Source organism: Rathayibacter sp. PhB151 (assembly GCF_004366415.1).
Lineage (GTDB): Bacteria > Actinomycetota > Actinomycetes > Actinomycetales > Microbacteriaceae > Rathayibacter > Rathayibacter festucae.
Genome location: NZ_SOEN01000006.1, coordinates 865,800 through 879,263, shown reverse-complemented (window position 1 = coordinate 879,263; position 13,464 = coordinate 865,800). Strand labels below are relative to the sequence as shown.

The window sequence follows — 13,464 nt, the reverse complement described above, 5'->3', positions numbered from 1 at the left end:
CGTATCGAGACCCGCCGGCTCAGGGGCGGAAGCCGGCCGCGTGGTGCTCGGGGGCGAGGTGCGGGCCGGTGCCGAGCATGCGCTCGCGGAAGGTGGCGCCGGTGGGCTCGGGGTCGAGGCGGCCGCGGCGCCGCAGCTCGGGCTGGACGAGCTCGATGAAGTCGCGCATCGAGGCGAGGCCGAAGACGGCCTCGAGCATGATGCCGTCGAGGTCGGTCTCGTCCATCATCCGCTCGAGCTCGTCGGCGACCTCGACCGGGTCGCCGGTGATCGCGAAGCCGCGGGTGCCCTTGCCCTTCAGCTCGTCGAGGATCTCGCGCACCGTCGGCGCAGCGCCGTCCGGGCGGGTGAGGAAGCGCTCGATGTTGCTGGTGCCCATCTGCCCGGCCTGGTCGTCGAGCACCAGCTGCTCGGCGAGCGTGCGGTCGAGGTCGTAGGCCAGCAGATCGACGCCCGTGTTGCCGGCGTAGTAGTGCGCGGCCAGCTCGTCCGTCTGCAGCGCGTCGAACTCGGCGCGCAGCTGCGCCGCCTCCGCCGAGGTCGGTGCGACGACGATCGTCACGCCGACCATGACCTTCACCGACTGCGGGTCGCGGCCGTTCTCCGCGGCCCGGCGGCGGATGTCGACGATGTCGGCCGCGACCTTGCCGTAGGTCGAGCCCTGCACGAACACGCACTCGGCGTTCTTCGCGGCGAAGGCGCGGCCCACCGGCGAGGTCCCGGCCTGGAAGAGCAGGGGCGAGCGCTGCGGCGACGGCGGCAGCGTGTGGTAGCCGTGCGAGCGGTAGAACTCGCCCTCGTAGGCGACCGGGCGGATCCTCTCCGGGTCGGCGAAGACGTTGCGCTCGTGGTCCAGCACGATGACGTCGTCGTCGTTGCCGCCCTCCCAGAAGGAGAAGGCGACGTCGACGTACTCCTGCGCGGCGCGGTAGCGCTCGTCGTGCGGGACCATCGCGGACTGCCCGAGCATCGCGGCCATCGTGTTCTGCGAGGCGCCGGTGACGATGTTCCAGCCGATCCGTCCGCGGGTGACGTGGTCGAGGGTGGAGAACTTGCGCACCGCGTGCAGCGGGTGGTCGGCGCCGGTGGTGCTGGTGACCACGAAGTTCAGGCGCTCGGTGCCGACCGCCAGCGCGGGGATGAGGTACGCGCCGTCGAGCGCGAAGGTCATGCCGGCCTCGACGAGGACGTCCGAGAGCTCGCCGCGGCGGGAGGAGTAGCCGAAGGAGCCGCCCGCGAAGAAGAGGAAGTCGAAGCCGGCGTCGTCGAGGAGGCGCGCCATCCGCTGCCAGTAGTCGATGTCGCGGAAGTCGCCGTCGCGACTGCGCGGGTGCGACCAGCTGATGGTGCCGCCGACGTGCGGGGTGCCCGCTTCGAAGACCCCGAGGACGATCCGCTTCTGCATGCTCTCCCGCGTTCCGGCCGGCGTCCGCCGGCACTGCTCAGGGAACCCTAGCGAGCGCGCGTTTCGGGGCTGTTGCGGGGGAGTGCGTGGGGTGGGTGGGTCTCGATGCGCCCGCTGAGCGGGCTACTCGACCAGCATGGGGTGCCCGCTGCGCGGGCTGCTCGGCCGGCATGAGGCGCGGGTCGCCGCTGAAGCCGCGCACAACATCAGCTGAGACGGGGGTCCCTCGGCTGACGGGGGAGGCCCTGTGCTCTCAGCTGATGTTGTGCGCGGCGGGGTCTCGAGACGCCCGCTGCGTGGGCTACTCGACCGGCAGGGGGGCGCGCCAGCATGCTGGTCGAGTAGCCGCGCAGCGGCGTATCGAGACCCGGCGTCAGCCGCCGACGCCCGTCAGGCCGAAGCGGAACTCGAGGCGGCCGTCGAGCGGCCGGACCTCGTACTCGGGGTGCGGGCGGGCGCCCCAGGAGTCGTCGCCCGCGACGCCGCGGCGGCGCAGCGCCGGACGCAGGACGGTGCGCTGCACCGGCGGCAGCTCGTTCGGGTGCTGCGCGTTCTCGATCTCGTACGGGGTCCACGGCAGGGCCGAGAACTCCATCCCGCCGGCGCAGTCGAGCCGCAGCCCGAAGCCCCCGTCGTCGGTCACCTCGGCCCAGCGCACTCCGGTGCGGCTGCCCGACTCCTGCGGCTTGAGGTACGGGGTCAGCTCCCGCGCGACGTCGCTCTCCCAGACGTCCAGGCGCGCCCCGAGCCGGCGGTCGGAGTAGCACTCGTCCGGTCCGTCGCCGTACCAGCGCAGCCGGTGCGCGTCGGCGCCGGTGGTCAGCTGCATCCCGAACTCGGGCAGATCGGGCAGCCCGTCGGGCACCGTCATCGCGACGGTCACCTCGATCCGCCCGTCGCCCGTCACGCGGTAGTCGACGTCGCAGACCGCGCGCGGCGTGGTCGGCAGCTCGTAGCGGAAGCCGACCGTCACCGCGTACTCGTCGATGGAGACCCGCGCCGTCCGCAGTGCCTCGCCCGCGGCCCGCGCGTAGCGGCTCGCCAGCAGCCACTGCCCGTCCTCGAAGGGACCGCCCCAGCCGCGCTCGTTCGAGGTCGGCGCGTGCCAGAAGGACGGCGTCGGGATCGAGGTGAGCAGCTCCCGGCCGCCCTCGGGCCCGCCGCCCCAGCGGTACGACATCAGCCCGCCGTGCAGCCGGGAGAACAGGACGCTGAAGTGCTCGCCCACGACGCCCACGTTGTGGGTGCCGTCGATGAGCTCGGGCCGCGGCGCGTGCTCCGGTCGCGAGAACCCCGCGACCTCGAAGACGTGCTGCCCGCGCGCGACGACGTGTCCCGCCGGCGCCCACCGCGTGTCCTCGCGCAGCCGCAGCTCGACGTCGAGCGTGTACTCGCCCGGCAGCTCGGGCAGCGGCACCGGCTGCGGGTACGTCGACGCCCCACCCGCGGCGACATCGGTCGCGAGCTCCCGCTCCGCCAGCACGCGTCCCTCCCGCCGCAGCACGACGACCGCCGCGTACGCGGAGGAGGAGGTGGACAGCAGCCGGTTCCCGATCACGATCTCCGCCGCCGAGACGTCGACGCGGAACGGCTGGTAGAGGTGCGCCACCTCCTGCAGCTTCGGCGTCGGCGTGCGGTCGGCGAAGAGGATGCCGTTGCCGCTGAAGTCGCCGTCGTGCGGCGACTCCCCGCTGTCGCCGCCGTAGCCGAGGAACGGCACGCCGTGCCGGTCGGTCATCGCGACGGCCTGGTCCGCGAAGTCCCAGATGAAGCCGCCCTGGAAGAGCGGCTCCCGCTCGGCCAGATCGAGGTAGCGGTCGACCGCGCCGAAGGAGTTGCCCATCGCGTGCGCGTACTCGCAGAGCAGGAACGGCTTGTCGCGGTGCTCCGCGAGGTACTCCTCGATCTCCGCCGCCGGCGTGTACATCTGGCTGACCACGTCGGTCGTCTCCGGGTAGCGCGAGTCCCAGTGCACCCCCTCGTAGTGCACCGGACGGTCGTCGACCGCGCGGAACCAGTCGGCGAGATCGCGGAGGACGGTGCCGCCGAACGACTCGTTGCCGAGCGACCACATCACCACGCTCGGGTGGTTCTTGTCGCGCTCGAGCAGGCTCCGCGCCCGGTCGTGCAGCGCGGGCGCCCACCGGCCGTCGTCGCCGGGCACCGACTCGGCGAGCGGCGCGTCGAGGTAGCGGACGCGGTCCCACAGCCCGTGCGTCTCGAGGTTCATCTCGTCGATCACGAGGAAGCCGTACTCGTCGGCGAGGTCGTAGAAGTAGGAGTTGTTCGGGTAGTGGCTGGTGCGGATCGCGTTGACGCCCACCCGCTTGAGGATCCGGAGGTCCTCCTCCGTCTGCGCCCGGTCGACGACCCGCCCCTGCAGGCCGAACTCGTGCCGGTTGACCCCGCGGAAGACGACCCGCCGCCCGTTGAGGCTGAGCACGCCGTCCTCGATCGCGAAGCGGCGGAGCCCCACGGTCTGCGGGACCACCTCGGTCACGGCGCCGTCCGCGTCCCGCACGCGCACCGTCAGGCGGTGCAGGTGCGGGTCCTCGGGGCTCCACAGCCGCGGCTCCGCGAGCCGGAGACGGTGCACGCCGTCCGGATCGAGCCGCAGCGGGCCGACGCCGTCGAGCTCGACCGTCGCCGAGCCCGCCCCGTCGAGCCGCAGCTCGACCGCGATGCCGGCACCGTCGTCGTCGACCGTCGTCCGCACGCGGAGGTCCTCGACGTGCGCGCGCGGGCGGCGCAGCAGCACGACGTCGCGGAAGATCCCGGAGAACCGGAAGAAGTCCTGGTCCTCGAGCCAGGAGCCGGCGCTCCACTTGACGACCTGCGCGGCGAGCAGGTTCTCGCCGGGCAGCAGCGCCTCGGTGAGGTCGAACTCGCCGGGCGAGAAGCTGTCGGCCGAGAAGCCGAGGTAGACGCCGTTCAGCCAGAGCGCGATCGTGCTCTCGGCGCCGCGGACGTCGAGCGCCATCCGCTCGCCGGGCGCGAGCGGCGCGTCCAGCTCGAAGGTCGTCCGGTAGGAGGCCGTCGGGTTGAACCGCTCGGGGGCCTGCCCGGGCAGGATGCTCTCGCGCCCGTCCCAGGGGTACTGCGTGTTCACGTACTGCGGGCGGTCGTGGCCGTGCAGCTGGATGTGCGCGGGCACGGGGATGAGGTCCCAGTCGCCCGCGTCGAAGTCCGGCCGTTCGAAGCCGGCCGGTGCGTCGGCCGGCCGGGGCGCGCAGTGGATCCGCCACAGCCCGTTCAGCGACTGCTCGAACGAGCTGACGCCCGTCGCGGCCTCGTCCTCGGAGCGGAACCAGCGGTGGTCGGAGTGCGCGGGCCGCCGGTTCTCGGCGAAGAAGCCGGGGTCGGACAGCCGGGCGAGGTCGAACCCGGCGGCGGGCGCCGTCTCGCCCGGGAGCTCCGCGAGGCTCACTTGATCGCCCCGGTGATGCCCTCGGCGAAGGAGCGCTGCAGGACCATGAAGACGATGACGGTGGGCACCGAGGCGAGGAAGACGGCCAGCATCAGCACGCCGTAGTCGACCACGTAGCCCGCGCTGAGGTTCGAGATCAGCATCGGCATGGTCTGGAAGTCGTTGTTGACCAGGATGACCTTGGGCCAGAGAAAGTTGTTCCAGGCGGTCATGAAGGTGATGACCGCGGCCGCGGCGTAGGTCGAGCGCATCGACGGCAGGTAGATCCGGGCGAAGATCCCGAGCTCGCTGACCCCGTCGATCCGCGCGGCCTCGATGATCTCATAGGGGAACGAGCGCGAGGCCTGCCGGAACAGCAGGATCAGGAACGGGGTGGAGATCGCCGGGATGATGACCGCGCCGAGGGAGTTGATCATCCCGACCTCGGCGAAGACCTGGAAGAGCGGGATCATCGTCGCCGCGAACGGGATCATGATCGCGATCAGCAGGACCGCCATCAGAAGGTCCTTGGCCCGCGAGTGGAAGACCTCGAAGCCGTAGCCGGCGATCGAGCAGACGATCAGCGCGAGCACCGTGGTGCCCACCGCGACGGTCGCCGAGTTCCACATCGCCGAGCCGACGTCCTGCAGATCGAGCAGTCCGGCGAAGTTGTCGAAGAGCGCCAGGCCCGGGATCATCCGCGAGTCGAGGACGTCCTGGCTGGTGTTCGTCGCCGAGACGGCCATGAAGTAGAGCGGGAAGATCGAGAAGAGCGCGAAGACCGAGAGGAAGAGGTACTTCGGCAGGCCGCGCAGCCGCGAGGAGAGCGGCGCGCTGCGGACGGGGACGGACTCGCTCGGAGTGACCGACTCGACGTCCTCGATCGCGGGCAGGGTGCTGACGCGCTCAATCACGCTTGTCACCGACTTTCAGCTGAACGAACGCGAGGACCGCGACGAGGATGAGGATCACGTAGGAGAGGGCGGAGGCGTAGCCGAAGTTCGGGTTCTTCAGGAACGAGACCTCGTAGAGGTAGTGCGACATCGACATGGTCGTGTAGGCCGGGCCGCCTCTGGTCAGCGCCCACGACTCGTCGAAGAGCTGCAGCGTCCCGTTGGTCGACATGATCGCGGTGAGCAGGATGATCGGCTTCAGCTGCGGGATCGTGACGTGCCAGAAGGTCTGCAGCGCGTTCGCGCCGTCCATCCGCGCGGCCTCGATGCTCGAGTAGTCGACGTTCTGCAGCGCCGCCAGGTAGAAGACCATGTTGTAGCCGGTCCAGCGCCAGAGCAGTCCGAGGATGATGACGAAGCGCCCGGTGTCCGGATTGCCGAGCCAGTTGATCGGCGAGTCCATCAGGCCGATTCCCATCAGCACGTCGTTGACGAAGCCGTCGTTGGCGAAGATCGTGCGGAAGACGAGCGAGTAGGCGACGAGGGAGACGGCGCACGGCAGGAAGATCGCGGTGCGCCAGAAGGTCTTGAACTTCAGGTTCCTGGTGTTGAGCAGATTGGCCAGCACCAGCGCCATGATCAGCATCACCGGCACCTGGATGATCAGGTAGATGAAGGTGTTCTGCAGCGTCAGCCGGAAGATCTCGTCCTGCAGCAGGCGCTCGTAGTTCAGCCAGAACGGCTGCGCGTAGCTGAGGTTCGCCCCGCGGCCGGTCTGCAGCGAGAGCAGGAAGGCCTGGACCATCGGCAGGAAGCTCACCAGGAAGATGAGCACCGCCGCCGGCAGGAGGAAGGCCCAGCCGGTGAGGCTGCGGCGGCGCTCCCCGGTCATGCGGATCGGGCGGCTGCGGAGATCGCGCTGCGGCCGGGGTGGGACGCGCAGGCGCGGGCGCGGAGGGGCGGAGGTCGACACGGGCGGGCTCGCATTCTCGGAGGGAGAGGGACGGGGAGGGACGGGCCGGGGAGGAGGAGTCCTCCCCGGCCCGGGGTGCGAGCCGGCTCGCGGTGACGTCGGGTCTCGGCGACGCCGGCTCGCGGCGAGCCCTAGCTCATGGCGAACTCGACGTTCTTCTGCGCCTCCTCCAGCGCCGAGGCGGGGTCCGCACCGCCGATGATCTGCGTGATCGCGGCGCTCACGGCGTCGCGGCCCTCGTAGTAGTAGGCGCCGGTGTTGTTGCTCGGCACCTCGGCGCCGAACTCGGCGACCTCGGCGAAGATCGGCTGGCCGGCGAAGAACTCGTTCGGCTGCTCGTAGGCGGTCGAGGAGCCGGCGGGCAGCCAGTTCGCGACGGCGCCGGACTTCGGCAGGATCGTGTCGTAGAGCTCGGTCGAGCCGGCGAAGGTCGAGGCGAGGAAGTCGGCCGCGAGGTCGACGTCGGCGTTCGCGCTGATCGCCCAGGACGATCCGCCGCTGGCCGTGTAGTTGGTCGCGCCGGAGATGCCGTCGAGCGAGGGGACGTTCGTGATCGCCCAGTCACCGGCCTGGTCCTCGGCGGTCTGGATGGAGCCGACGATCCAGATGCCCTGGATGGTGCCGCCGACGGAGCCGTTCACGAAGGTGCCGAGGTACTCGTCCCACGAGTTGACCTCGACGAAGACGCCCGAGTCGACGAGCTGCTTGTAGACGTCGATCGCGGCGAGGAGCGCGTCGTTGTCGGTGATGGTGGGGTTGCCCTCGTCGTCGAAGAGGCTGGCTCCGGCGCTCTGCAGCATCATCATGATCATGTCCGAGGAGCCGGCCTGGCCCGAGAGCAGCGGTGATCCGGTCTTCGCCAGGACGTCCTTGCCCTTGGTGAGGAACTCCTCCCAGGTGATGTCGGTGAAGTCGTCGATCGTGTAGCCGGCCGCCTCGAGGACGTCGGTGCGCAGCGCGGTGACGGCGGTGCCCGAGTCGAACGGCACGCCGTAGTGCACGTCGTCGAGGGTCGAGTAGGCGGCGACGGCCTCGGGGAACTCCGCGAAGTCGACGGCGTCGGCGGGCAGCTCGCTGAAGATCTCGGGGTAGTTGACGAGGTTCTTCTGGAACGCGTTGTTCTGCATCAGGAAGACGTCGGGCAGCTCCTCGTACTGCTGCGACTGGGCCAGGGTGGTCAGCTTGGGCTGCAGGTCGTCCCAGGGGGTCTCGATGATGTCCAGCTTGAAGTCCGGGTGGTCCTTCTGGTAGATCTTCTCGGCCTCCTCGAGGGCCGCGATGTTGAACACCGGGTCCCAGGCCCAGACGCTGAGCGTCTCGTCGCCGTCGCCTCCGCCGGCGGCGTTCCCGCCACCGCCGCCGCCGGCCGCGCAGGCGCTCAGCGCGAGGACGAGGGGCAGGGAGACGGCCACGACGGTCGTGAACTTCTTGGAGCTTCTTCGCACGGATTCGTTCCTTCTGTGTGGGTGGGGTGCTGCTGCGGATGCAGTGGTGCTGCGGAGTGCAGTGGTGCTGCGGGAGAGAAGACAGTGGTGCTGCGGGAGGGAAAGAGGAGGGCGCTCGGGCTCAGCCGAGCGGCTGCCAGGGCCCGTACGGGTCGCCCGGGGCCTGGTTGCGGGTCCACCACTTCGCGCGGTAGCGCTGGCCCTGGTGGACGACGACGTCGCCGGTGTCGAAGATGCGCGAGGCGGTCCAGACCGCGGTGCCGTCGGGTGCGGTCGCGAGCTGCTGCCACGGGCCGTTCGGGTCGCCGGGGGTCTGGTTGCTGGTCCACCACGACGCCCGCCAGAGCGAGCCCTGGAAGAGGACCGTGTCGCCCTGCTGATAGACGGAGGTCGCCGACCAGGAGGCCGCGGCCTGGCGGCGGAGGGCCAGCGCGTCGACCGTCAGTCCGGCGCCGCCGGGGCCGCTCGCCAGGATCGAGACCGTCGCGGTGCCGGCCGGCAGCGAGAACTCCGCCGAGCGCACGTCGGCCCAGCCGCTCGTGGTGGGGATCTCGGTGCGGTGCTCGACGCCGTCCGCGCCGGTGACCACGATCCGCGCGGAGTCGAGTCCGCCCGGCCGGTCCGCGCGGAGGGACAGGGTGTAGACGCCTGCGGGGACCTCGTCCTGCTGCTGCACGCCGCCCGAGAAGGCCTGCGCCGCGCCGAGCCGGAGCGCGAAGCGCGAGCCGTCGGCGCCGGGCGAGGGGTTCGAGACGAAGCCGGTGGTCGTCGAGGCGGGGTCGGTGGTCTGCGTCCAGCCGGTGACCGTGGTCACCGCGATCCGGTCGGCGGCGAAGTCGGGGTTGAGGATCCAGTTGTTGCCGGCGCCGACCTGCCACTCGCCGGAGCGAGCGTTGATGTCCCACTCGCTGAGAGACTCGAAGCGGACGTCCGCGCCGGTCCCGCTGAGCGGCAGCCACTGGTTGTAGCCGAGGCCGTTCCAGGCGAAGTCGGCCCAGCGGTCGCCGGCGTAGATCACGGTGTCCTGCTCGGTGCCCTGCACCGTCAGGAAGAAGCCGCTCTGGGTGACGTGGCTGTAGTCCTTCTCGGTGCCGGGGAGGACGTACATGCTCGAGTACGGCCCCTGGATCCGGCCCTCGAGCGAGCGCACGAGGTAGGTCTGCGAGGTGTTCCAGCCGTGCAGGTCCGAGCTCGCGACGTAGTACTGGCCGTCGAGCTTGAACATCGCGTTGCCCTCGCGGCCGGCGCCGCGGTAGACCTCGACGGCCGTCTCGACCGAGAGCGAGTCGGTGTCGCTGATCCGGCCCACGTAGGTCCGGCTGCGGCCGTCGCGGTAGGAGAAGACGAGGTAGTCCGCGCCGTCGTCGTCGGTGAAGACGGTCTGGTCGCCGGTGCCCTGCTCCCAGCCGGGCTTGCTCGGGTTCCGGTAGACGCCGGGGATGTGGGTCTGCAGGTTCGCGTACTCGAAGTCGGCGACGGGCGAGTCCCCGCTGAGGAAGAGGACTCCGGCGTTCGTGACGCGGGCCGGGTCGGGGCTCTCGAACTGGGTGAGCAGGACGTACTTCCCGGTCTGCTCGTTGTAGGCGACGCCCAGTCGGCCGATCCAGACCGCGTCGGCGAGCGTGTCCATGTCCGAGAAGTAGGTGCCCGTGACGTCCTTCGAGGCGGGGATGTGCAGCGCGGTGTCCCTCGTGGCGACGTCGTTCTCGAAGGTCCAGTTCACGAGGTCCTCGGAGGAGTACGCGGTGACCGCGACGAAGTCGCCCTCGCCGGCCCGGGTGTAGGTGCGGGTCGGGGAGTCGTAGTAGAGCTGCGAGCCGGTGTACTCCACGCCGTACCAGTAGTAGCGGTCGCCGAAGCGGAAGATCCCGCCGCCCTGGGAGAAGATCGGGTCTCCCGCGGTGTCGAGCCAGAACCGGTTGTTCTCGATCGTCTCGAGGGTGCCGTCGGCGAGCGGGACGAGGGCGGCGGCGGTGGTCTGCAGCCCGTTCTTCGCGGCGACGACGGCCGCGGCGCTCGCAGCGGCGTCGTCGAGGACCTCGCCCGCGGTGACCGTCGCCGCGGCGAAGGGCGCCCAGGACGCGGCGGTGTAGGCGGAGGGGACTCGGGTGCGGTACTCGTCGAGGCGCTCGCGCAGCCCGGAGATCCGGACGAGGCCGGTCTCGGCCGCCTCGAGGGCGCCGCGGGCGGCGAGCAGGGCGGCGTCGGTCGAGGCGGCGTCGTCGCGGGCGGCGGTCGCGGTCGCGACGGCGGCCGAGAAGGAGGCCCAGGACGCCGCGGTGAAGTCCGGAGCGGCGAGGGCGCTCAGCCGGTCGAGCGCGGCGGCGAGGCGGGCGCGCTCGTCGACGAGCACGGTGCTGGTGAACTCGGCGGACGCGTGGTTGATGAAGCCGACCGTGACGACGCGGAGGACGTGGTCGCCGGGGGCGAGGCCGGTGAAGGACGCGATCGGGACCGTCGTGGTCGATCGGGCGCCGCGGTAGTCGGCCGAGCCGATCTTCACGCCGTCGACGAAGACGTCGGCGGTGCCGTTGGTGGTGGCCTTCCGGCCCGAGAGGGCGACCGTCTCGCCGGTGAAGGCGATCTCGAAGGCCGCGCCGCCGGTCGCCCAGGTGTGCGTGCTGTTCTTCGACCAGGCGCCCTCGTAGAAGGTGGCGTTCGGCGTGCCGCGCACGGTCGTGGTCTCGGTGAAGGCGACCGTCGTCGTCCGGATCTCGGCGGCCTCGGCGGTCTGCCCGGCGAGGGGCGACTGGCCGGCGAGCACGAGCAGCCCGGCGAGCAGAGCAGCGATCAGGGCGGGGAGCCGCCTCGTCGTCGTACGCGTCATGTCGTGCCTCCGTCGTCGCAGGTCCACCGTGGTACAGCGCTGTACCACGAACGCGAATCTAGCCTGGAGGATCCTGTGAGGGCAAGGAGACTTTTCTCTGATCAGCGTGTCGTGCCGCGGGCGACGACCTGCGACCGGGCGAAGAGCGTGGTCGCGGGAGCCTCCACCCGGTCGATCCGCGCGACCAGCCGCTCGAGCGCCGTGCGGGCGATCCACTCGATCCGCGAGTCCATCGAGGTGAGCGGCGGGGAGAGGAACGCCGACTCCTCGATGTCGTCGAAGCCGATCACCTGCACCTCGTCCGGGATGCGCAGTCCGCCCTCGCGCAGGGCCGAGATCGCGCCGGTCGCGAGGACGTCGTTGAAGCAGACCAGGCCGTCGAACGGCACCCCCGCCTCGACGAGCGCGCGGGCGACCCGGAAGCCGGAGCCGATCGTCCAGTCGTAGCCCGTGACGCCCACCAGGCGCGGATCGAGCGCGCGGCCCGCGGCGGCGAGTTCCTCGACGACCCCGCGCAGCCGCTGCTCGGCGTTCCCTTCGCGGGCCGCGCCGATGCGGTCGGCGTCGAAGGGCGAGTGCGCGCCGACGACGGCCAGCGCGGTGCTGCCGCGCGCGAGGAGGTGCGCCGTGGCCGCGCGGGCGTCGGCGACGTCGTCGGTCGTCACCCGGTCCACCAGCTCGTAGGTGTCGCGGGTCCCCAGGCAGACCAGGGGGTACTCGACGGCGAGCGCCGAGCGGTCGAGGGTCTCGTGCTCGGACAGCGAGAGCAGCAGCCCGTCGGTGAGCTGCGAGTTGAAGCGCTGCAGCAGCCGGCGCGAGCCGTCCCCGCCGTCGTCGGGGTAGGTCGTGACGGAGACCGCGAGGTCCATGTCGCGGGCGGTCTCGATGACCGCCTCCGCCAGCTCGGCGAGGTAGGCGGCCTTCAGGGTCGGCACGGCGAGCGTCACCGCGTCGGTCCGTCCGCGGGTCAGATTGCGGGCCGCGACGTTCACCGTGTAGCCGAGCTCCGCGACCGCGGCCCGCACGCGCTCCCGCGTGCCGTCCGCCATCCGGCCCGTGCCGTTGACCGCGTTCGACGCCGTCTTCAGCGAGACCCCGGCGCGCTCGGCGACCGACTCGAGCGTCGCCTTCCGGCGCGGTGGGGCCATGTCGTCGCGCCTTCCGTCGTCCCGGGCGGTCCGCCTGCGCCCTCCCCATGGATACACCACGGCTCGGATCCCGTCCTGCGCGAGGGCCGAGGTCAACCCTCCCCGGCGCACGGAGCGCGCTGGAGGAGAGCGGCGGATACTGGAGGGGCACCCGATAGCAGACAGATGTCGGACTGCGCGGAGCGCGGCCCGGCGAAGGAGGAATCGTGAAGGCACTGCGCTACACCACCGTCGGACAGGCCCCCGAGGTCGTCGAGATCGAGAAGCCCGTGCCCGGGCCGGGCGAGATCCTGCTGAAGGTGACCGCCGCCGGCGTCTGCCACTCCGACGACTACGTGATGAGCCTCCCCGAGGAGGACTACCTCGCCCAGCACTACCCGCTGCCGCTGACCCTCGGCCACGAGGGCGCCGGCGTGATCGAGGAGTTCGGCCCCGGCGTCGAGACCGGCCTGCAGATCGGCGAGGCCGTCGCCGTCTACGGACCGTGGGGCTGCGGCCACTGCCTCAACTGCTCGCGCGGCGCGGAGAACTACTGCACCAACGCCGAGGCGGAGGGCATCCGCCCGCCCGGCCTGGGCAACCAGGGCTCGATGGCGGAGTACATGATCGTCGACGACGTCCGCCACCTGATCCCGATCGGCGACCTCGACCCGGTGAAGAACGTCTCGCTCACCGACGCCGGCCTCACGCCGTACCACGCGATCAAGCGCAGCCTCCCGAAGCTCGGCGCGGGCACCTACGCCGTCGTCATCGGCTCGGGCGGACTCGGCCACGTCGGCATCCAGATCCTCAAGGCGCTCTCCGGCGCGACGGTGATCGTGCTCGACGTCAGCGAGGAGAAGCTCGAGCTGGCGAAGCACGTCGGAGCGGACGTCACGCTGATCAGCGACGCCTCCGCAGCCGAGAAGATCCGCGAGATCACCGGCGGGCTGGGCGCGGACGCCGTGTTCGACTTCGTCGGCGCCGGCCCCACCATCGCGACGGCCACCGCGGTCGCGGCCGTCGAGTCGGACGTCACCATCGTCGGCATCGGCGGCGGCCAGGCGACCGTCGGCTTCGGCACGATCGCCTACGACGCGGCCCTGCGGATCCCCTACTGGGGCTCCCGCAGCGAGCTGATCGAGGTCTTCGAGCTCGCCAAGGCGGGCCGCATCGACGTCGAGATCCAGCAGTACGCCCTCGCCGACGCGCCCCAGGCCTACGCCGACCTGCACGACGGCACCGTCCGCGGCCGCGCGGTCATCGTCCCGTAGGTCCGCCTCGCGGAGCGGTGGATCTCGATACGCCCGCTGAGCGGCCTACTCGACCAGCATGGAGGGGCCGCCCCTGCGAGGCCCGCGGTCAGCACCAACCATGCCGGTCGAGTA

The 13,464-nt window shown here is 71.2% G+C and carries 8 protein-coding genes; 1 reads left to right on the top strand and 7 read right to left on the bottom strand.

Going from position 1 to position 13,464, the window contains the following annotated elements:
* Positions 1-19: 19 nt before the first annotated feature.
* The 7 genes from EDF35_RS04785 to EDF35_RS04755 all read right to left on the bottom strand — a co-directional run bounded on the left by EDF35_RS04785 (position 20) and on the right by EDF35_RS04755 (position 12,097).
* Complete coding sequence (locus EDF35_RS04785; protein WP_133960906.1) at positions 20-1,405, bottom strand: NtaA/DmoA family FMN-dependent monooxygenase; 1,386 nt, start codon at positions 1,403-1,405, stop codon at positions 20-22.
* A 373-nt stretch (positions 1,406-1,778) separates the two neighbouring features.
* Positions 1,779-4,832, bottom strand: coding sequence for a glycoside hydrolase family 2 TIM barrel-domain containing protein (locus tag EDF35_RS04780; protein WP_133960905.1), 3,054 nt, complete (start codon positions 4,830-4,832; stop codon positions 1,779-1,781).
* Positions 4,829-5,725 carry a carbohydrate ABC transporter permease gene (locus tag EDF35_RS04775; protein WP_243581115.1) on the bottom strand — a complete coding sequence of 299 codons (897 nt, stop codon included), beginning with the start codon at positions 5,723-5,725 and terminating at the stop codon, positions 4,829-4,831. Before EDF35_RS04775 ends, EDF35_RS04780 begins: the two co-directional genes overlap by 4 nt.
* A complete protein-coding gene (locus EDF35_RS04770; protein ID WP_133960904.1) occupies positions 5,718-6,596 on the bottom strand; it encodes a sugar ABC transporter permease in 879 nt (292 codons plus the stop codon). The genes EDF35_RS04775 and EDF35_RS04770 overlap by 8 nt, the downstream gene beginning before the upstream one ends.
* 212 nt (positions 6,597-6,808) lie before the next feature.
* Complete coding sequence (locus EDF35_RS04765) at positions 6,809-8,122, bottom strand: extracellular solute-binding protein (RefSeq protein WP_123705734.1); 1,314 nt, start codon at positions 8,120-8,122, stop codon at positions 6,809-6,811.
* 121 nt (positions 8,123-8,243) lie between these two features.
* Complete coding sequence (locus EDF35_RS04760) at positions 8,244-10,949, bottom strand: carbohydrate-binding protein (protein ID WP_133960903.1); 2,706 nt, start codon at positions 10,947-10,949, stop codon at positions 8,244-8,246.
* Between the two features lie 101 nt (positions 10,950-11,050).
* On the bottom strand, positions 11,051-12,097 hold the full coding sequence (locus EDF35_RS04755; RefSeq protein ID WP_123734665.1) for a LacI family DNA-binding transcriptional regulator: 1,047 nt from the start codon (positions 12,095-12,097) through the stop codon (positions 11,051-11,053).
* Positions 12,098-12,303: 206 nt separating this feature from the next.
* Here EDF35_RS04755 and EDF35_RS04750 point away from each other — a divergent pair, with 206 nt between their 5' ends.
* Entirely contained in the window at positions 12,304-13,350 is a 1,047-nt protein-coding gene (locus EDF35_RS04750; protein WP_133960902.1) for an NAD(P)-dependent alcohol dehydrogenase, read from the top strand.
* Positions 13,351-13,464 lie beyond the last annotated feature (114 nt).